The organism is Paenibacillus sp. SZ31 (assembly GCF_012912005.1).
Classification (GTDB): Bacteria; Bacillota; Bacilli; order Paenibacillales; family Paenibacillaceae; genus Paenibacillus.
Map to the genome: position 1 here is coordinate 348,262 of NZ_JABBEA010000005.1, position 20,172 is coordinate 368,433.

Genomic DNA, 20,172 nt, shown 5'->3' on the forward strand with positions numbered 1-20,172 from the left:
GTTGCAGATGTATTCTCTGAAATCTGCTGTATTAATTCAATTCTGAAATCACCGGGTAGATTGCGCCTGTCAGTTGGAACTCATAGTTCTGGTCTACAATTCCTACGACCACTTCATTGTGATCATACAGATTGATCATGAAGCCTGCCATTTCTTTAGCTGTGTGATATTTAGGCATATTCGCTTTGTAATCAAAAGCTTCAGCATCTAGTGATTTTTGCACGAATTCTGTTTCCGTGATCGCTGGTGCCAGAACCTTCGCTTTCAGTTTTGCACCTTTCAGTTCCAGTTCTTTCGCAAGACCTTCTGTGAAGGCACTAACATAGTATTTCGATGCAGAATAAGCAACACTCCCTACAGCAATGGCGTATCCAAGTGCGGAGGAGACGTTAATCAACTGAGTACCTTCGACATCCGCATAATCTCGCACATACAGTGTAGAAAGAACGGTCAAGGATTCAATGTTTACACGCAGCATGGTCTCGACTTTATCCAAATTCTGATCAGCAATGAACGAACCCTCTCCCAGACCTGCATTATTGATCCAAGTCTCGATTTCATACTCCTTCAAATCGTTATACAGTGCGTATGCCTCTGCGGTAACAGACAGGTCACTTGTGTGAACGATAACATTTACTTTAGAGTCAATACCCTGAATGGTTGATTTAAGCTCTTCCAGCTTATCCAATCTTCTAGCTACCAAAATCAAGTTTTTGCCCCGTGCTGCAAATGCCAATGCCGTTTCATATCCAATTCCTGAACTTGCTCCTGTAATTACGGTGTATTTCATCTTATTCTCTCCCTCATATTCTTTAGATTAGTGTAGTTTTTTAGAACGATCATTCTTTAATGTGTGAAAAAAGAGTTAGATCTAACTTGCTGTTAGCATATCATTTCTAGAACGAACAGTAAAGAATTATTTTCAACCTTGTATTCTTCGTTTGTTTGCTTGTAACCAATCCGGCGTCCAGCCCTTTTCCAATGCATCCAGAGTCACACCAGGCGGAACGATCGCATCGATTGCATCCAAGATATCGGTGCTTAAACGGATATCACTGCCTTTTAACGTTTCACGCAGTTGTTCAATGGTTCTTGCCCCGACGATTGCAGACGTAACCGATGAATGAGCTTGTGTAAATGCCATCGCAAGATGTGGCAACGTTAATCCTGCTTCATTTGCAAGGGACTGGAGCTTGGCAACAGCTTCAAACTTGGTACGGTTTTCTTCTCGATTCGGGTCCACAACCATAGAAAGTTTCCCTAGAGATCCCGCTCCTCTTGAATCTGCGGCAGCCGCTTCCCCCGAGCGATATTTTCCTGTTAGTAAGCCACCTGAAAGTGGACTCCAAACCATGACGCCCATTCCATATTTTTGAGTTGCAGCAAGTAAGTCAAACTCGATACTCCGATTCAAAATGGAATATGGAGCTTGTTCCGATACAAAACGTGCCGTATGTTTACGTTCGCTAGTCCATTGTGCTTCGGTTACCTGCCATGCTTGAAAATTGGACGTACCAATATAACGAATCTTCCCTTCTCGAACCAGATCCGTAAGTGCATCAAGACTCTCTTCGATATCGGTATGAAGATCTGGCTGATGTAATTGATACAGGTCAATATAGTCCGTCTGCAGTCTTCTCAAGCTATCCTCCACTGCACGCTTAATCCAATACTTTGAGTTACCGGATTGATTAAGCCCACTTCCCATGGGCATTCCGCCTTTTGTGGCGAGAACAACATCCTGTCTACGTCCCTTTAAGAGGTTACCCAGAATTTCCTCGGATTGACCAATGGAGTATACGTCCGCTGTATCGATCAAGTTAATGCCTCCAGCCAAAGCCTCATCCAACATAACTGCAGCTTCTTTCTCCGTGTTGTTCCCCCAAAAACCAAACGTGCCTGTACCTAATACAAAACTGCTTACTTTAAGGCCAGTATTTCCTAATACACGATATTCCATGTTCCATTCATCCCTTCTTCATTTGATATCTTAAGAATGTTCATTCTAATTCACTTGCAAAAATCCGCTATATTCTTTGGAACAGAGCGCCGCAATCAATTCAATAGTTGCATAATCCCTTTCGGAAAGGTCTCTTCTGCCTGTGTTCTGCGCTCATATAGAGCGAACCATGCCTCTGCAACCTGATCCGGATCAAATTCTGTCCCCTTCTTAATGAGCGGACTGATGGATAGATGCCCAACAAACACGCCACGCGGAAGCAACCGTTCGTGTAAGTTCAGGATATAGTTCCTCAAACCCGACATCGCGATACCTGAGTTTCCGAACATAGCGCTTGGACTCATGGCTGACAGATCACTTGTGAACAGGATGGCCCCTTCGCCACGCTCCATCATATCCGGAATCACTTGTCTGGCTGTATTAATCGCGCCAATCACGACATTGTTGAATATTTGAAGAACACTCTCATCCGTCGTTTCCAGAACTGATGTCACCGGCACGCTTCCACTATGAGGGCTAAACTCCACGACATCGATTGTACCGAATGTATTCTTAATTTCTTGAAACGCCCTGGTCAATTGCATTTTGTTCGTAATATCTGCGGCGAATCCCTGAGCTTCAATTCCCATTTCGTTCAGCTGTTCCGCATATTGATCCAGCTTCTCCTGTGTTCTGGACACTAAAGCAATACGAAAACCGTGTCTCCCGAACGTTTTGGCTAATGAGTAACCCAGACCCGGTCCGGCACCAATGATGGCAATAGTTTTCAAACGTAAACCTCCTTTTTTATGGCAACGTCGCGAACCGGACAGCTTAATCGCTCCATCTTCTTCGGACAGTTCTGCATTTTTTCAACCATTTGTGCTTTAACCACTCCTGGTTGCGTCGACTTAAAGCGCCACTCTGTAAGCCTCCTTAATATTGATTTTAATAGAACAATCATTCTAGAATAATTAGAATAAAATGTAGCTAGATTTTATACCAAGTCTCATAACTTTCTGATTCTTATTTGTATATTTCTGCTACGTCAACAATATAACACAACTAGAACGATCGGTAAATAATATTCAAAAAAAAAGATCTGATTTCACAAAGAAAGACGCAACACCCATATTCATGTTTGTTGCGTCTTTATAAGTTTTTACAAATTCTATTTACGACCTACACCATCCGCTGTCTCATCGCCTCAAACAACAGAATCGTTGCCGCCATTGCCGCGTTAAGCGACTCTGCCTGCCCCTGCATTGGAATCGTAATCGCATCATCTACCAAGCGTGCCGTGGAATCCGAGATACCCTTGCCTTCATTGCCAATCACGAGCCATACCGACTGCGTAAAATCATAACTATAACATGAATGCTCTGCCTGCAAAGAAGTACTGACCAACTTCACGCCTGCAGCTTTCGCTTCGGGAAGCAAAGATTCCAACTGGCCCTCCACAATGGGCAAATGAAACAATGAACCCATCGTCGAGCGAATCGTCTTCGGGTTATACACATCAGCACAGCCCGCGCCAAGTACGACCCCCGCTGCACCAGCTGCATCCGCACTACGAATAATCGTTCCCACATTACCCGGGTCCTGCACCCCATCCAGCACTACGACAAGCCCGCGCGCTCCGGTGATCAGTCTTTCCAGTGGCTCGCTGCCTTTACGCACAATTGCGAACACAGGCTGGGGTGTCATCGTATCCGTACATTTAGCGATAACCGCAGGAGACACACTAACCCACTCCACACGTTGAAGCGGGTTCTCAAGCCCTGTCAATTCAATCGGTACACCTTGTTCTCCATCGTACACGATGCACTCCAGATCTGCTCCGGCGCGCAATGCCTCCTGGACAAGATGAATTCCCTCAATGATATATTTATGTTGACGGGTACGGTGCTTTTTCTCCAGCAACTGTGCCCATTCTTTTACCCGTGTATTTTGCGGTGATACAATATCCATCTTTCCATCCTTCCCATCTGCATCCATCACTTCGGATACGCAAGCTCCATTTTCGTCAAATGATCCTTGTGACCCACAATGATCAGCACATCTCCAGCTTCGATCCGGTCATCCGCATACGGAGAAATGTTCATCGAATTCCCACTGCGGATCGCCATGACGTTGCATCCAAAACGCGCACGGATATTTAATTCCATCAGGTTCTTACCGATCATTTGCTCCGAAGCTCTCATCTCCAGAATGCTGTAATCCTCAGACAACTCGATGTAATCCAGTATATTAGGCGAGGTCAGATGATGGGCTACGCGTAGTCCCATATCCCGTTCAGGATAGATCACCTTATCTGCGCCAATTTTTTGCAGCACCTTACCATGAAGCTCATTTTGAGCTTTTACGATCAGAACGGGTACACCCATATCTTTCAATATCAGGGTTGTCAGAATACTCGCCTGAATATCTTCACCAATCGCCACAACGACAACGTCGAAATTTCGTATGCCCAGCGCACGTAGCGCCTCTTCATCTGTTGAATCTGCCGATACCGCATGGGTCACCACATTGGACATCTCCTGAGTCCGCTGCTCGTCCGCATCAATTGCCAGCACGTCAAATCCCATACCGCTCAGTGCATTGGCAACACTTGATCCAAACCGTCCCATACCAATTACGGCATATTGTTTCTTGGCCATTAGGGTCTTAACCTCCCGCTGCACTTCAGCATGACACATCTTTACGGATACCCATGCTAACGTAAATAATCCTTCGTAGTATACCACAAAGCCTGATAAACTTGAATGCGCTCGCGCTTCCCAGGGAACAGTATTAGAGCAGCCGAATATACGAGGAGGGAATTGCGATGCCCATTACATTAAGCCTGCGTGAAGCGATTGTTCATAAAGTTCATGACAAGAGTGATGATCAGCTCCGGGAGATGATTGAAGGTTCAGTAGATGGACCGGAAGCTGCATTACCTGGACTTGGCGCCATTTTCGAGATGATCTGGAAGAACACAGAACCTGCCAAGCAGGAAGAACTGATTCAAATCGCGCAGGAGCATCTGCACACCATTCCCGTCCAACCGCTTAGCTAATCGAAGCAGTGGAGGGTAAGGTAACCATCATTACGTTTGTTCTGTCTGCAAAAGAAAGCTTTCCCTTATTCGGCTGGATCATACCCGCCTCCAGGTAAGGTGTATAGCAATAGATCCCTCCGCCAATCGGCGGAGGGATCTTATTTTTTTTACAAGCTCTATCTCATCGCATGAGCTTGTCACGTTCAACTAACCCTTTTAATGATTACCGCGCAATACATCTACCTTTACTTAAGGCGCAGTCTCCAGGAATTTAGCTGTAGGATTTTTATCTATAGCCGTTCTCATTGCGTACTCATTTTCGAAGAGCACTACATAATTCCCTTTTTTATCTTTTACAAGCGCAGAGTTAATCCGGAATTTACTTGCGTCCAGATTCTCGTCCACGATCCAGCGAGCGAACTGATAAGGCATGCGCTGCAATTGCACGTCTACCCCATACTCGCCTTTCATCCGGTATTCAAATACCTCGAACTGAAGTTGACCAATTACGCCGAGGATTGTCTCGTCGAAACTTGCCGTCTGGAACACCTGAATGGTTCCTTCCTCCGTCAACTGATCAATTCCTTTTTGGTACTGTTTATGTTTCAATGCATTTTTTACGGTAACTTTGGCGAAAATCTCTGGCGAGAACGTTGGCAATTCTTCAAAGATAACCTCGCTGCCTTGGCTCAGTGAATCGCCAATCCGGAAGATACCCGGATCGAACAAACCGATAATATCGCCAGCATATGCCTCTTCTACAATATCCCGGTCTTGTGCCAGGAATTGCTGTGGCTGTGACAGCTTGATCTCTTTGCCGACACGGTTATGCTTCACACTCATTCCACGTTGGAACTTGCCTGAGACAATACGCAGGAACGCAATACGATCCCGGTGTGCCGGGTTCATGTTGGCTTGAATTTTGAATACATATCCACTGAATTTCTCATTCGTTGGTTGAATCTCGCCTACAGTACTGCGGCGTGGTTCAGGCTTCGGTGCCAGTTCCAGGAAATTCTCCAGGAAAGTCTGTACGCCGAAATTGTTGATCGCACTACCGAAGAAAATAGGAGTCAATTCGCCGCGTTGAACTTTCTCCATGTCGAATTGGTCGCCCGCGATGTCCAGCAACTCCAGATCCTGACACAATTGATCATGCAGATATTCTCCAGCCATCTCACGGATAATCGGATCTTTGTAGCCGTCTACCTTTTGTACTTTAATCGTCGAGTGATCGTCCCCTTGGAACAATTCCACCTGATTTTTCATCCGGTCATAGACACCACACAGCTCGCGACCTGTACCAATAGGCCAGTTCATCGGAACCGAACGAATACCCAGTACATTTTCAAGCTCTTCCATCAGGTCAAATGGGCTTTTACCCTCACGGTCGAGTTTGTTGATGAACGTAAAGATTGGAATGCCCCGCTTCGCACACACCTGGAACAACTTGATTGTTTGTGCCTCGACACCTTTTGCCACGTCAATCAACATTACCGCGCTATCGGCAGCCGTCAGTGTACGATACGTATCTTCACTGAAATCCTGGTGACCCGGTGTATCCAGAATGTTGACGCGGTGATCCAGATAATCAAATTGCATTACGGAAGACGTAACGGAGATCCCCCGTTGTTTCTCAATTTCCATCCAGTCACTTGTTGCGTGTTTGCTGGCTTTCCGAGCTTTTACCGTTCCCGCAAGGCGAATCGCGCCCCCGAACAGCAACAGTTTCTCGGTTAATGTGGTTTTACCCGCATCCGGGTGAGAGATAATGGCAAACGTCCGGCGTTTGTCCACTTCCTGTTGAAGAATATCATTTGCAGCTTTGCTCATAGGTTTAATCCCTTTCGTCCGTTCATTCACGTTAATCCGGCATGGCCGGTCCATCATTCAATCTTTATGCAATCCGGCGAGGCCGGTTGATTGTACACTGGTCATTTTGCATACGAGGTATTTACACATAGATTAATTTTACACATTTACAATGGAGTTCATCCTCCTCAAATCTGTGCTTTCATACATACCGTGAACTGCTTCTTAACCCAACTCTCCTATTGTACCATAATCTGTACCGAAAATAACCGATTACTACAGCAGATTCTTCTCTTTTCCCTTGCAAAAAAAGCACCCTTCAGCCATAATCATGGCATCCAGGCACTCCTTATTCATTTCTCGTTATCGAGTTTAGAAAACCAATGCATCCAGCGCGTATTGTCCGCCACCCGTCAGGGCCAGCGCTACACCAACCACCAGAATCGCGAGATTATATTCGAATCCGTTCTGTGTGGACCAGTATCCGTTCGCACCATGGACTTTCACAATCGCAATCACCATCGTCAATGCAATCAGAATGCCACCTACCGGTGTAAGCAGACCCAGAGCCAGCAACAGTCCACCACCGAATTCAGCGAGTCCAGCCAGTAACGCTACCAATGCACCTGGTTTCATGCCCATCGATTCAAACCAGCCGCCTGTACCCTTGATCCCGTAACCTCCGAACCATCCAAACAGCTTTTGTGCCCCGTGCGCCATGAACGACAATCCAATCACCAAACGAATCAACAACAATCCTACATCCAACATCATTTTCTTTTCCTCCATTCAATATATACAAAATAGTATTCTTAGATTAAAGATATTATGCTAATTTTTTTTATTCATGATTTGGTGTCGAAACCCCTTCACCTGTTTCACATTTCATCTCATGAATCGTGCACTTATCCGAGAAGTTCATCGGGTTAAGTTTTGTCATTTGCGTAACTCTTTATCTCTTGAGTTGAGTATAAGTTATATACTAACTTTTTGTCAATAACTTAATTTAAATATATTCATCCAGTCGCATTCCCTCCATCTTTTCGCAGCAAAAAAAGCCCGGAAAGTTCGCTTCATCCGCGTTCTTTCCAAGCCTCTTTAATCATCATTTCACCTTATGAATGAATAGCTTTAATTGTTGACTTGCCAGATCACACGGTCCTCGTCCTGACCATTCACCGGCCACCAGTGAAATCCATCCTGCTCCAGCAACTTATCTGTCACTTCTGGCCCCCAGGTTCCAGCCGGATACGGATGAAGCTCTCCCTGATTCTGTCCCCAGGCCGCAGCAATCCGATCTACAAAAGACCAGGCTGTCGCCACTTCATCCCAACGGGTAAAGTACGTAGAATCCCCCTCTGCTGCATCGTGCAGCAGACGTTCATACGCCTCAGGAGAGTTGATTCCAATCATGCAGCTTTGACAAAAATCCATCGCGAGCGGCTGAATCTCGGAATCCGAGCCTGGTTTCTTGGCATTGATTTTGATATATATGCCTTCCATCGGATTCACCCGAATCACCAGCAGGTTCGGTTCTAATTTATACTTTTTCCCAAGATATACGTTGTTCGGCATCGACTTGAACTCAACTACGATCTCGGTCGTTTTTACTGGAAGACGCTTGCCTGTCCGAATGTAGAATGGAACACCCGCCCAGCGGAAATTATCCACGAATACACGTGCGGCAAAATAAGTCTCCGTATTCGACTGCGGATCAACCTTGTCTTCCTGGCGATACCCCCGAAGCTGCTTGCCACGGTACTCCCCTTCGGCATACTGTCCCCGCACAACGTTGTTGCTCACTTCCTCATCCGAAGTGAACGCCCGCAATGAACGTAATACCTTCACCTTCTCATCGCGAATATCCTCTGGGAAAAGGCGACTTGGCGGTTCCATCGCAATCATCGTCAGCATCTGCAGCATATGGTTTTGCCCCATGTCACGCAGCGCTCCAGAGTGATCATAATAACCGCCACGCTCTTCCACGCCTACCGTCTCGCCCAGCGTAATCTGAACGTTGGCAATATGTTTGTTGTTCCAGAGCGGTTCGAAAAAAGCATTCCCAAAGCGGATGACTTCGATATTTTGCACCATTTCCTTGCCCAGATAATGGTCAATCCGATAGATTTCCTCTTCACGGAACACCTCACGAATCTGCTCATTCAGATGTTCGGCGGATTGCAGATCATAACCAAATGGTTTTTCAATCACCAATCGGTTCCAGCCCTGACTTTCCAGCATACCGCCGTCCCGCAAACTGTACGAGACACTACCGAACAGCTCCGGTGCCAGCGCCAGATAGAACAGCCGATTACCCGGCGTGTTAAACTTCGCTTCCAGATTCTCCGTCTGCGCACGCAGCTCTTTGAACCCTTCCACATTATTGATATCCAGTGCTTTGTATTCAAAATGATCGACAAAAGCGTTCCACTCATCAGGTTCTCCCGCTGGATAGCGGCAGAATTCCTTAATGGATTCATAGATGTCTTCCCGGAATTCTTCTGGGGACCTCGGACGACGTGCTACGCCAATAACCGCAAAGTCTTCGGCAAGCTTGCCTTCGCGGTAAAGACTGTAGATGGCCGGAAACAGCTTCCGGCGGGCCAAATCTCCCGTTGCTCCAAAAATGAAAAATACTGCGCCTGGTGTCTGTACTTCATCTTGCGATTGTTTTTCAACCATGGGCTCCTCTTTCTTCCGGGAAGATAACCTTCACGTTCTCCCCGAGCTATGTAATGGTGTTATATATGCACGACATACAACCGTCAATTACCAGCAAGTTCCTTCTTGGATGTGATGCCATTTTAGCATATCAACTGAACGGATGCACTATTCCACACTCATTTTTCTGATAAAGATTCTCACTTTTCCGTCCAAATTCATAGAAATTTCAACCCTTAATACTCAATCGTGATCACCGGGAAACCTATCGTGATTCGATTATTTCCTTGCTCACCAATCTGATGAACTGCAAGCTGCATATTCAACATGTGCGAGCCACTCTTGATCGACAGGGGCAGCTCAGCAGCCTCATAAGAGACACTTGCACTGGCTACATCCGTATAACGTTCAACTGAGGCAATATCTATCCTTCTGGACAACGTTTCTTCAACCAGTGCCAACTGCCCACTCGCATCAGATTCAGTGGCTGTCGTACCTTGGACAGACATATTCCAACTTGCCTTCATCCCTGAGTCTACAAGCAGTTGATCGACCTCTTCATGTAATGTCATTAAAGTATTCCGATCCGTGTGTGTATCCCCTGAAAGTTGTACGATGGCGTAGTAACCATTGTCTCCTGTATCGACGACATTGACCAACAGGCCTGCACCTCCAGTAGCCGTATCGACAACCTCTTCACTGCGGTAAACATCATGACCCGTTTGGCGTACCCGTATCGGTTGTTCCAGCCCCAAGTGACCAGCCAGTAATGCTGCTTGTGCTTCTGCGTTTCCTTGGCCTTCTCCTTGCCATTTAATAACCAAACGATCTACATTATCAATCACGCTATCAGCAGTATAGATTAACTGTTCCAGTTGGGCTGCTTTCGGTTCGTTCTTCTCTGCGTATACCTGTGTCACACCAATAAGAATAATGATAGCCATTGCCAATATACCTGCTGTCATCCAACGATTTAACATTCCGAATCCCCCGCTTCTTTCTTGCATTCTATGAATCTATCAACAGCATGCCCCTTTCGCATATTAGCTATACTTCTTTGCAAACAGCAAAAAAGCCCCACCCGCCACATTCATGGCAGAGCAGAGCTTTCCATTTCTAAATCATCTCTTATCTATTACTTCCGCACATTAAAGCACGGTTCTTTGGCTTGATTATGATATTACATATGATTCTTCTTACTCTGCAAGTCCGTTTTTATATGCATAGATCGCGGCCTGTGTACGGTCGTCTACGCCCAATTTTGCCAGTAAGTTTGTAACATGGAACTTGACTGTCTTAATACCGATGATCAGATCGTCAGCGATGTCCTGATTCGATTTGCCTTTAGCCAGCAACCGGAGTACATCCATTTCCCGATCCGTCAATTCATCATGCAAAGGAGCTGCTGCCTGTGGCTGCCGGAAGCGATTCATCATTTTCGAAGCCACCTGTGACTCCAGAACGGATTGTCCGCGAGCTGCTGCGCGAATCGCATCTGCCACTTCATTGGCTCTTGATGTTTTTAACAGATAACTGAATGCGCCCGCTTCAATGACAGGATACATTTTTTCATCATCCAGGTAACTGGTCAATACGATGACTTTGCACTCCGGATACATTTTGAGCACCTGACGGGTAGCCTCAATGCCATCCATGCCTTCCATAACCAGGTCCATCAGAACAACATCAGGCTTATATTCCTGCGCAAGCCGAATGCCTTCCTCTCCACTACCTGCCTCACCAACAACTTCAATTCCATCTTCGGTATCTAATACCGCAGCAAGACCAATACGTACCATCTCATGATCATCCACGAGCAATACTTTGATCGACGTTTCCGTCTCCGTTTCGACTTCCGGTTCCATTGACATGTTCTTCCTCGCTTTCATCGCTCATCAAAGGTATCGTAATCTCAATCCGCGTTCCCTTACCTGGCGCTGTTACAAATTGTATGGCTCCGCCAATCTCCGTAACACGTTCACGCATGTTAGCAAGACCGTAGGAAGCCTGTTTATTCTCATCCAGATCGAAGCCTTGACCATCATCACGAATCAATACCCGAATCGCATCTGTGCGGCGCTGGAGCCGTATCTCCATTTTCTCCGCTTTCGCATGCCGTAACGTATTGGACATAGCCTCCTGAACGATCCGGAACAGATGATTCTCGATGCCTTTGATCAGATCGATGTCTTCGTCCATTTCGAGCACAATGTCCATGGGTACTTTTGTTTTCAGTTCCATCACCAGATCACGCAGACCTTGTTCGAGATGTTTACCCTCCAAATAGACTGGTCGCAGATGTAACAGTAACGCACGCATCTCGGACTGGGCTACCGAAGCCATCTCCTCAATCAAAGCCACCTGCCGCTGAGCACGTTCAAAATCCTTCTCCATCTTCCGTCCAACCGCCGTCGCTGTCATCGATATTGCGAACAATTGCTGAGATACCGCATCATGCAGTTCCCGTGCCAGCCGCTGCCGCTCTTCCACAATAGCCGTAATTCTGGCTTGTTCGGCCAGCTGTGCATTATGGGTAGACAATCGCTGGAGCGAAGATACCTGATCTTCCCACTTTTTGCCGATGCGTCCGAGTTGCTCACTCAAACGTCCCACATCATCTACGCCCAGATCAGGAACAGTACGTGACAGGGAGCCTTTCTCCCACTGTAGGAGCGTTTCCCGCAGCAGTTCAAGCCGGCGTTTGACCCGGTAACTCTGATAGAACCCAAAGACCGCACCGATCCCAATCAGGAGCAGCAATAGAGCCAGACCCGATTGAATCAAATGCCGCCAGCCTGCAAACGGAGCAAGATAACCATATGTATACAATACATACAAAATAACAGCGAGCACAATGAAAACCAGGAGGATCCCTTCACCCATACTTCGGGTTACCATGTCGGTATGTCGTTTTGTCTTCATCGGGGTCTCCTCCTTCTCTTCATCTATTTTACTACGGATTACTGATACTTAGGTCGCCAACAATATAAGAAATGACAAATTTTGCTTTATGTTCACTGGACTCATATCCAGGTGTTCTCCATACTAATTTGTTCATCATGCCGCTATCTTGTTCTCCAAGAAGATTAATCCGGCCGAAAAGAACCGATGCTTCAATCTCCACACCATAATCTTCCGGTAGTGTCAGGCGAACATTTCCCATAACTCCTTGCAGCAGCACAATCGTTTGTTTCTCCTCCGGAATCGAGAGAGACAGATCTGCATTAACCTCACCCATGGCATGCCACAGGCTCATACTGCGTAACGTCCAGGATGATTGATCCCAGTAGTACCGAGCCATGAAATTCTGTTTCTTCATAACGCCTTCGTCCAGATGAATCTTTTTGTTATTTGAATAAAAGTAAGCTAAAGAAGCCAGTACAATCAAGAATACAATCATCAAATTATCCAGTAATAACAGTGCCGCACCAATACCAAGATATCGATAACCTTTGCGGGTATCCCCTTTGCGGACTTGAAGCATTCCAACCGTTAACAGAATCAGTGCGGCAGCGGTCAGCAAGTTAATATTCTGATTCAATAACATCATTGCACCAATGATCATAATGACAACTGCAAGCCATTTACTCTTTTTATTCATCCCCGCCGCACCTCCTCTGTAAGTTAATCTTCTCTTTATTCAACGGAAAAGCCATACCAGGCAATAAAGTCCTGTATGGCTTAACTTTGGTTCTACCAATCGTACGTTATACACGATTTATAGAATATCATATTGTCCACCGAGCGAACAGTTATTCTTTTGAAGTTCCGTTCGCTTCATTCTTGGAACCATTGCCCATTTTGTTTTTGAGGGCTTGCAATTGCTGATCCACTTTGAATTGCTTTTCCACATCTACAGGATTCGTGTACGTGGATGATGTGTTGCGATAAGGTGCACGAGCTACGTCAGCTTCAGCTTCCAGTTGCATGATTTTCTCTTCCATGCGGTGGAATCCTAATGATGCGCCGCCACTTTCGATCGAATGCAAGCTGTTGATGGAAGACATTTGTTTTTTAGCTTTTGCCATTTGTGCACGGGATACGAGTTCATTACGTTTGTTACGCATTTTGTAGAACTCATCTTTCATATCATGCAACTGTTGCAACAGATCTTTTGCTTGTGCTTCGGACTGTGCATGCAATTCGCTGTACTCCGTAATTTTTTGATCAAAGTAAATTTTCTCTTCCAGTAATTTGCGTGCCACTTCTTCCTGACCGTTAGCCAGAGCAGCTTCTGCTTGGGATTCACGTTGTACCGAAGTACGCTCTGCTTCATCCAGACGTTGTTTCATGCGGCGCTCATTCGCCATTTGTTTGGCAACAGTTACCTCTGCCTCATGAATCTCTGCCTCCATATCACGCAAGTACTGGTTCAACATTACAATCGGGTCTTCTACCTTATCCAACATATCATTTACCGATGCTTTCGTCATATCCTTAATCCGTTTAAATACTCCCATTTTACTTTTCTCCCTTCTCGTAACGAGATAATTTTTGGCGAAGCTCTTCAACTTCTTTTTTCAGTGCTTTTTTCTCAATATCTTTCATCATGGAATCAAGTTCACTTTCTTGCGGTGTTCCTGCTCCGTAGGCATTGTTGTCATAAGAACGCGAACCAGATTGAGGTCTGCCGTTGAATCCAGGGCCGGGACCGAAGTTACCAGGACCTTGTTGGTTGTGATTATTTTGAAAAGGACCTCTTGGTGGCTGGTGATCATAGTTGTTGTATCCTCTGCCAGGACCAGGACCTGGGCCCGGACCGTAACCATATGGATCATATGGCGGATACGGTTCTTTTGGTACCACCAGTGCTGCAATGAAATATATTAACAACGACGTGCCGCCAGTTACGAAAATACTGATGACAAAGATGATACGCAGCAGGGTGGAATCCATCCCGATGGTTTCGGAAATTCCGCCGCACAAGCCGGTTAACATCCGGTCACGCGTTGAGCGGTATAATTTGCTCATGTGCTTTCTCCTTTCGTTTACTTGTATCCTCTTATGTTGGAATCATAAGCATATGGATCAACGTGATTGGATTCCTTTGGTACCACCAACGCAGCGATGAAGTAGATCAACAATGATGTACCTCCCGTAGCGAAAATACTGATGAAGAAAATGATACGTAGCAGCGTAGTACTCAATCCGAGATTTTCAGAAATGCCGCCGATCAAACCTGTTAGCCTTCGATTACGCGCCGAGCGGTATAATTTACTCATTGTGACTACTCCTTTCTGTCATTGTTTAATTTCTGTTTTAAGCGCTCCAGTTCCTTATCCAGCGCAGAGGATGACATGCTGCCAGTCGCTCCTGAACCATCTTGGCCCATCCGCCGGATGTCCCGGAGACTTTGTGCTTCATATTCGAGATCAGAAACTTGGTCATCCAATCGGTTGAACATACGGGGTACATTCTGACCGTTGTGATTGCCTCTCTGGTTCATACGTTGTTGTAACTGAATCGTCTGCATACGAGCATAGTAATATTGACGTTTGCTGTATACATTCTGATATTCAACCTTCAGCTGGTCGATCTGTTCATCCAGCTCCTGTAATGCCGCATAACTTTGTGCATACAATTCATTGTACTGTTCCATTTTTTCCTCGTGGAGGATTTTCTCCTGCAAGGCCAGCTTAGCGAGATGTTCTTCCCCTGCTTTCAGAGCCATGGAAGCCTGTTCTTCCCGTTTGTTCACCATACCTGCTGCCTGATCGGCTTGTTGTTTCATTTGTCTGGTATGGCTTGCATATTGATGACGAAGCTTCTCGGCTTCACCGATGTCTTGGCGGGTCGAGACCAGGAACTGATCAATCAGTTTAACTGGATCCTGACTTTGCTCCAAATGTTCGTTCAGATTGGCTACGGTAATATCCCGCATTCGACGAAATACACTCATTATGTTCTGTCCCTCCTTTTCATAATCGTGAAAGCTTAGTAACGACCACGACGACTGCGGTTATTGTTTAGCATTGAGATACCAAAGATGATTAACCCGATCGCGATGATCGGTCCGATCAACCATGCAAGCTTACCCATCAGTGAGATGATACCGATGATGAGAACAATCCAGCCAAGCAACACATTCCCTCGTTTAACTCCGTAGTATCCCAGTGCAATCATCAGGACCGGAATCAGATAACCCATTAAGTGTCCAAGAAGAGGAGTTAACTTTCCGAAGAGGAGTAGTGCACCCAGCGCAATCAATACAATCGCCCAGCCATTTCCCTTATTCAATCTCATAATTGTTGTTCACCGCCCTTTCCATTCGTTCGTTTTAATGTGTTGAATCATTTGTTCGTTTATTTCTTGTTTTTTTGTTTCCGTGTTTCTTGTTTAACCTTATGTCCTTATTCTAGGGGATTCCGCGACTTTTCAAAACAGACCGTGGACGGTTTTTCATCCTAGACTCAGGTCGGGGATCTAGTTGGACCTTTGACTGTCCTTGTATAAGACCATCGTTCCTTCTAAGATGAATAGCACTCCGGATACCTTCTATTACCCTTATTCAGGCTCCGCTTCACCCGATATGGCACGTTAGAGAGAATGAGGTCCATGTCTCTATTTACGTTTACTCTTCACTTTCGTTTCCCCTCATTCCCTATTGGATAATTAATCGAAGCCGTATCCCAGCTTTTCATAACAAAAGCATTACATATAGATAATCCAGTTCCACCCTCTTTTACCCCAACATAAAATTACTTTTTTATCCAAATAAACAAAATTTAGATTGTTCTATATGTAAGCGTTTACTAAAATAGAAAGTGTTACTATTTCTAATGTCAGGGGTGGAACTGAAACTGTGCGACCAATCAGCTATCTCCATAAAATGATCATCTTCGGAATCCTGTTAAGCACTCTCCCCATTTTGTTAACGGGAATTGCCGCATTTATCTATTCATCGAATCAAACTGAACTGCATCGTACACAAGCCAACAGGCAGTTGCTGGAACAAATGCAATCCAACGTAGAACACAAACTCGCTACAGTCAGTTATATGCTTGATCAGGCCATTCGATCTCCAGTAACCCTTCGTTCCTTGTCTGCTTCTTCTTCACGTCAAGGGAAAGGACCATTACTTGCCGATAAGCTGCAAAGTGAGTTTCAGAATATGAGGTCGTGGGAACCTTTGCTGGATATCACGTTGGTGAATCAATCCCAGAATTGGCTTATTGACCATGCTGGATTGTATCGTAATACAGATTTCCCTCTGGCACTGCCCATGAAGGATTTGATATCGGATACGCTAACCTCTGGATGGCAGCTCTCCCCTTCATCGGTGTTCAGTAATGATGAGCGTTCGCCCGGTACAGGCTGTATTTATCATATTGCTCTTGCGAGGTCTATTCCGAATCTGAATACGTCATCGGATGCTGCCTTGATTGCCGGAATTCCTGCATGCTCTTTGCAAAATACACTAGGAGAAGCCTCCATAGGCAATGCTGCCTCTGGACTGATCATTTTAAATCGGGAACAACGTATCTTGGTACATCCCGATCCCGTATATATTGGACAACCATTGTCTGCAATTGGATTACAAGATCGTGATACAGATGGCAACATCACCAAACTATCATCCATCACATTTTCAACAGGCTTTGAAGAACGAGAAGTCAAGATCGCCGGTACACATTATTCCCTGACGTATAGCCCTTCTACCTTAAAGGGATGGACTTATGTTCTAATCTCACCTACCAATATTCTGACACAAGAATATATCGATATCGGATTACACACCTTCTATATCAGTATCTTCTTGCTTTTACTTTCATTATTACTCGCCTGGCTCGGCTCCAAGCGAATGCATGTCCCGATTCGTAAACTTTTAACCCAACTTGGTGACAACCACCTGTCCAAAGAAGGAAACACGGTAGCTCAGCAATCACCACCATTTTCTGATGAGTTCGAACAGATCAGAGCAGGGGTCTCACAATTATCTGCCTCTCGCTCCCAATTAGAGAACACACTAAATATACATCTGTTGCAGATTCGTACTCATTTTATGATGAATCTGTTCCAGGGTAAGATCCCTGTTCATATTCTTCATGACGCCCTGAATGAATATGGCTACACGCATCAGGTCCGGGAATGGCAACAAATTGCTGTTATTACACTACAGGCCGATCTTGTTAATCATACAAAATATAGAGCTAGTGATCGTGACCTCTTATTATTTGCTATTCAAAATATATTGGAGGAAACGGTTGTGCATAACCAACAATTGCTTCCCATTGTGCTGGAACATACGGTAGTCACGGTGATTGGCACTGTGGAACAGGATCAGTTTATTTTTTCACAGCAGCTATATGTATTAACAGACCAGTTACAACAACAGATGGATAAGATTCTAACTCTTCAAGTCAGTATAGGATTCAGCCAGCCGCACAGCTCTCTATATCACATCTCTCAAGCTTACACAGAAGCCATGGAAGCACTGAGGCATCGGATGAAGCTGGGAACAGGCATTATTTTTCAATATGAGAACATAGATCATTACGCTCCTACTTGGTCCATGACCTACCCGGAATCATTGGAATATTCGTTGATCCAAGCGATTCAAAATGCGGACGAAGTCCAGGCCTCTGCTCTTCTGCAGCAGCTGCTTGAAGTAATCTTTGGTATGGAGTGTACACCAGAGGAATATCAGGTGGCCCTTACGAGGCTGCTGACGCATATTTTGCAAATGACTCAGGAATCCGGTATACGACTCGGACTGATCTCCCAAGGCCATGGATCAATGTTTCATGAACTTCATGGTTTGCAGTACGCGGCTGAAGTAGAGGATTGGTTTAACCATCAAATCATCTTGCCTATCATACAAGTTTTCAAAGCAAGACAGTATGCCCAGTATCAACATATATCTGAGAAGATGATTGCCATGATTCATCAAGATTATGATAAGGATCTGACGCTCGAGGAATGTGCTATGAAGCTTCACTACAATGCCAACTACTTAAGTAGTGTTTTTCGCAAAGAGACAGGCTGTGCATTTAGTGAATACCTGACCAAGTACCGATTTAACATCGCTAAAAAATGGCTGGACGAAAGTGATCTGACAGTAAAAGATATCGCAGCACGACTTCGGTACAACAATCCGCAAAACTTCATCCGATCGTTTCGTAAATGGGAAGGAATCACCCCCGGTCAGTACCGGGAACGTAAGCAGAAAGCAGAAGTGTCTGATCGGAAGTAGAATACGTGTTTCGTGGTTTCATGTCTCGTTTTTCCGTTGTCTCGATATTTGAACCCAGCATTGGTTTAGCCGGCGTACAGATCCTTGATCTGACTCTACAGCCAAGTAACCGACGATTTGATTTAGTACGGTCGATTAATTATTGGCTACAAAAAAAGGGAGCAAATATTCTGCTCCCTTCACTTACAACCTCACTCCTATAATCTTAACTTCATATGTTTCATACGTACATCTTTTTGCGCAACGTTGTGATGCTTCCTGGCGCCATCTTAGACGTTAGACTACGTTGTCCGTCTCGATTCCTGATCCTTAGAACACGTACCAAGCTTATACGATTTATCGCTTATCCTTAGTGCGAACTGTTTTCATATTTGGCTGTTATGCAAAATCATTTTCATAAAATAAAAATAACCCTACAAATTGCTTATGCAATCTGTAGGGTTATTCAATATACCGGCGAGAGGACTCGAACCTCCACGGTTTCCCACTCGATTTTGAGTCGAGCGCGTCTGCCATTCCGCCACGCCGGCATATACTGGAGGCGCCACCCAGATTCGAACTGGGGATAAAGCTTTTGCAGAGCTGTGCCTTACCACTTGGCTATGGCGCCATATTTTGGAGCGGACGACGGGAATCGAACCCGCGACCCTCGCCTTGGCAAGGCGATGCTCTACCGCTGAGCCACGTCCGCATAATGGCTGGGGATATAGGATTTGAACCTATGCATGACGGAGTCAAAGTCCGTTGCCTTACCGCTTGGCTAATCCCCAATAAAAAACGAAAAAACAAAGGGGCGATCGAGGGGAATTGAACCCCCGAATGCCGGATCCACAAACCGGTGCGTTAACCACTTCGCCACGACCGCCACAAAAGGTTATGTTTCTAAAAAGTTAATTGGCAGGGGCAGCAGGAATTGAACCCACACCAACGGTTTTGGAGACCGTTGTTCTACCTTTAAACTATGCCCCTAAAAACTGGTGGAGGATGATGGATTCGAACCACCGAACCCGTACGGGAGCAGATTTACAGTCTGATGCGTTTGGCCACTTCGCTAATCCTCCAGGATTACATGGTGCCGGCGAGAGGACTTGAACCCCCAACCTACTGATTACAAGTCAGTTGCTCTACCAGTTGAGCTACACCGGCATATTAAATTGTAAATTGTTTTAAAAATGGTGGCTCGGGACGGAATCGAACCGCCGACACGAGGATTTTCAGTCCTCTGCTCTACCGACTGAGCTACCGAGCCATAATAAAGTCTAATCTCATTTCCTTACACTTTATATAGGGCATCAGTGCCATACAGCAGATGTAGTGAACAGTTTGCCTCATGTAAAGATTAAATGGCGGAACCGACGGGATTCGAACCCGCGATCTCCTGCGTGACAGGCAGGCATGTTAGGCCAACTACACCACGGTTCCAGATCACTTTCTCAAAGGAAAGTATAATTGCGGGGGCAGGATTTGAACCTGCGGCCTTCGGGTTATGAGCCCGACGAGCTACCGGGCTGCTCCACCCCGCGT

19 protein-coding genes and 11 tRNA genes are annotated in these 20,172 nt (G+C 45.6%); 2 read left to right on the forward strand and 28 right to left on the reverse strand.

The features are described 5' to 3' along the window. Positions 1-31: 31 nt before the first annotated feature. The 5 genes from HF638_RS13590 to HF638_RS13610 all read right to left on the reverse strand — a co-directional run bounded on the left by HF638_RS13590 (position 32) and on the right by HF638_RS13610 (position 4,638). On the reverse strand, positions 32-790 hold the full coding sequence (locus tag HF638_RS13590) for an SDR family NAD(P)-dependent oxidoreductase (protein ID WP_169480671.1): 759 nt from the start codon (positions 788-790) through the stop codon (positions 32-34). A 132-nt stretch (positions 791-922) separates the two neighbouring features. Further along, positions 923-1,960 carry an aldo/keto reductase gene (locus HF638_RS13595; RefSeq protein WP_169480672.1) on the reverse strand — a complete coding sequence of 346 codons (1,038 nt, stop codon included), beginning with the start codon at positions 1,958-1,960 and terminating at the stop codon, positions 923-925. 95 nt (positions 1,961-2,055) lie between these two features. Beyond that, positions 2,056-2,730 carry an SDR family NAD(P)-dependent oxidoreductase gene (locus tag HF638_RS13600; RefSeq protein WP_169480673.1) on the reverse strand — a complete coding sequence of 225 codons (675 nt, stop codon included), beginning with the start codon at positions 2,728-2,730 and terminating at the stop codon, positions 2,056-2,058. Between the two features lie 391 nt (positions 2,731-3,121). Then, positions 3,122-3,910: a TrmH family RNA methyltransferase gene (locus HF638_RS13605; protein ID WP_169480674.1), complete on the reverse strand. Its 789-nt coding sequence runs from the start codon at positions 3,908-3,910 to the stop codon at positions 3,122-3,124. A 26-nt stretch (positions 3,911-3,936) separates the two neighbouring features. Continuing rightward, the gene (locus HF638_RS13610; protein WP_282435661.1) at positions 3,937-4,638 is read right to left on the reverse strand and encodes a potassium channel family protein; all 702 of its coding nucleotides are present in this window, start codon (positions 4,636-4,638) and stop codon (positions 3,937-3,939) included. A 128-nt stretch (positions 4,639-4,766) separates the two neighbouring features. On the opposite strand from HF638_RS13610, the gene sspI reads away from it, so the two are divergent. Beyond that, positions 4,767-5,000, forward strand: coding sequence for a small acid-soluble spore protein SspI (gene sspI / locus HF638_RS13615; protein ID WP_017692323.1), 234 nt, complete (start codon positions 4,767-4,769; stop codon positions 4,998-5,000). Between the two features lie 231 nt (positions 5,001-5,231). Here sspI and HF638_RS13620 read toward each other — a convergent pair whose 3' ends face one another. The 12 genes from HF638_RS13620 to HF638_RS13675 form a co-directional block, all read right to left on the reverse strand. Then, positions 5,232-6,815, reverse strand: a complete 1,584-nt coding sequence (locus HF638_RS13620) for a peptide chain release factor 3 (protein ID WP_169480676.1) — start codon at positions 6,813-6,815, stop codon at positions 5,232-5,234. Between the two features lie 351 nt (positions 6,816-7,166). Beyond that, positions 7,167-7,565, reverse strand: coding sequence for a DoxX family protein (locus HF638_RS13625; RefSeq protein WP_169480707.1), 399 nt, complete (start codon positions 7,563-7,565; stop codon positions 7,167-7,169). A 360-nt stretch (positions 7,566-7,925) separates the two neighbouring features. After that, positions 7,926-9,476 (reverse strand): glucose-6-phosphate dehydrogenase, encoded by a 1,551-nt coding sequence (zwf, locus tag HF638_RS13630; protein WP_169480677.1) that lies wholly within the window; start codon positions 9,474-9,476, stop codon positions 7,926-7,928. Positions 9,477-9,691: 215 nt separating this feature from the next. After that, a complete protein-coding gene (locus tag HF638_RS13635) occupies positions 9,692-10,435 on the reverse strand; it encodes a YwmB family TATA-box binding protein (RefSeq protein ID WP_169480678.1) in 744 nt (247 codons plus the stop codon). A 216-nt stretch (positions 10,436-10,651) separates the two neighbouring features. Continuing rightward, complete coding sequence (locus tag HF638_RS13640) at positions 10,652-11,320, reverse strand: response regulator transcription factor (protein WP_091020933.1); 669 nt, start codon at positions 11,318-11,320, stop codon at positions 10,652-10,654. Beyond that, positions 11,262-12,377, reverse strand: coding sequence for a sensor histidine kinase (locus tag HF638_RS13645; protein WP_169480679.1), 1,116 nt, complete (start codon positions 12,375-12,377; stop codon positions 11,262-11,264). The genes HF638_RS13640 and HF638_RS13645 overlap by 59 nt, the downstream gene beginning before the upstream one ends. 31 nt (positions 12,378-12,408) lie before the next feature. After that, positions 12,409-13,056 (reverse strand): cell wall-active antibiotics response protein LiaF, encoded by a 648-nt coding sequence (gene liaF, locus HF638_RS13650; RefSeq protein WP_169480680.1) that lies wholly within the window; start codon positions 13,054-13,056, stop codon positions 12,409-12,411. A gap of 151 nt (positions 13,057-13,207) precedes the next feature. Next, entirely contained in the window at positions 13,208-13,915 is a 708-nt protein-coding gene (locus HF638_RS13655) for a PspA/IM30 family protein (protein ID WP_124117409.1), read from the reverse strand. Between the two features lies 1 nt (position 13,916). Next, entirely contained in the window at positions 13,917-14,426 is a 510-nt protein-coding gene (locus HF638_RS13660; protein WP_169480681.1) for a PspC domain-containing protein, read from the reverse strand. Between the two features lie 17 nt (positions 14,427-14,443). Beyond that, positions 14,444-14,677, reverse strand: coding sequence for a PspC domain-containing protein (locus HF638_RS13665; RefSeq protein WP_169480682.1), 234 nt, complete (start codon positions 14,675-14,677; stop codon positions 14,444-14,446). A 5-nt stretch (positions 14,678-14,682) separates the two neighbouring features. Next, on the reverse strand, positions 14,683-15,354 hold the full coding sequence (locus HF638_RS13670) for a PspA/IM30 family protein (RefSeq protein WP_169480683.1): 672 nt from the start codon (positions 15,352-15,354) through the stop codon (positions 14,683-14,685). A 35-nt stretch (positions 15,355-15,389) separates the two neighbouring features. After that, complete coding sequence (locus HF638_RS13675) at positions 15,390-15,698, reverse strand: LiaF transmembrane domain-containing protein (RefSeq protein ID WP_169480684.1); 309 nt, start codon at positions 15,696-15,698, stop codon at positions 15,390-15,392. 559 nt (positions 15,699-16,257) lie between these two features. Between HF638_RS13675 and HF638_RS13680 the strand changes: the two genes are divergently transcribed. Next, positions 16,258-18,648, forward strand: a complete 2,391-nt coding sequence (locus tag HF638_RS13680) for a helix-turn-helix domain-containing protein (protein ID WP_169480685.1) — start codon at positions 16,258-16,260, stop codon at positions 18,646-18,648. Between the two features lie 451 nt (positions 18,649-19,099). Here the strand turns inward: HF638_RS13680 and HF638_RS13685 are convergent. The 11 genes from HF638_RS13685 to HF638_RS13735 all read right to left on the reverse strand — a co-directional run bounded on the left by HF638_RS13685 (position 19,100) and on the right by HF638_RS13735 (position 20,171). Further along, positions 19,100-19,178: transfer RNA gene (locus tag HF638_RS13685), tRNA-Leu, on the reverse strand. A 6-nt stretch (positions 19,179-19,184) separates the two neighbouring features. Next, positions 19,185-19,258: transfer RNA gene (locus HF638_RS13690), tRNA-Cys, on the reverse strand. A gap of 6 nt (positions 19,259-19,264) precedes the next feature. Next, positions 19,265-19,339, reverse strand: a tRNA-Gly gene (locus tag HF638_RS13695). 4 nt (positions 19,340-19,343) lie between these two features. After that, a tRNA-Gln gene (locus tag HF638_RS13700) sits at positions 19,344-19,418 on the reverse strand. A gap of 22 nt (positions 19,419-19,440) precedes the next feature. Then, positions 19,441-19,513: transfer RNA gene (locus HF638_RS13705), tRNA-His, on the reverse strand. Between the two features lie 30 nt (positions 19,514-19,543). Continuing rightward, positions 19,544-19,617, reverse strand: a tRNA-Trp gene (locus HF638_RS13710). 6 nt (positions 19,618-19,623) lie between these two features. Then, positions 19,624-19,709: transfer RNA gene (locus HF638_RS13715), tRNA-Tyr, on the reverse strand. A 9-nt stretch (positions 19,710-19,718) separates the two neighbouring features. Beyond that, positions 19,719-19,794 (reverse strand) — tRNA-Thr (locus HF638_RS13720). A gap of 27 nt (positions 19,795-19,821) precedes the next feature. Further along, positions 19,822-19,897: transfer RNA gene (locus HF638_RS13725), tRNA-Phe, on the reverse strand. 95 nt (positions 19,898-19,992) lie between these two features. Then, positions 19,993-20,070, reverse strand: a tRNA-Asp gene (locus HF638_RS13730). 27 nt (positions 20,071-20,097) lie between these two features. Then, positions 20,098-20,171, reverse strand: a tRNA-Met gene (locus tag HF638_RS13735). Between the last annotated feature and the right edge of the window lies 1 nt (position 20,172).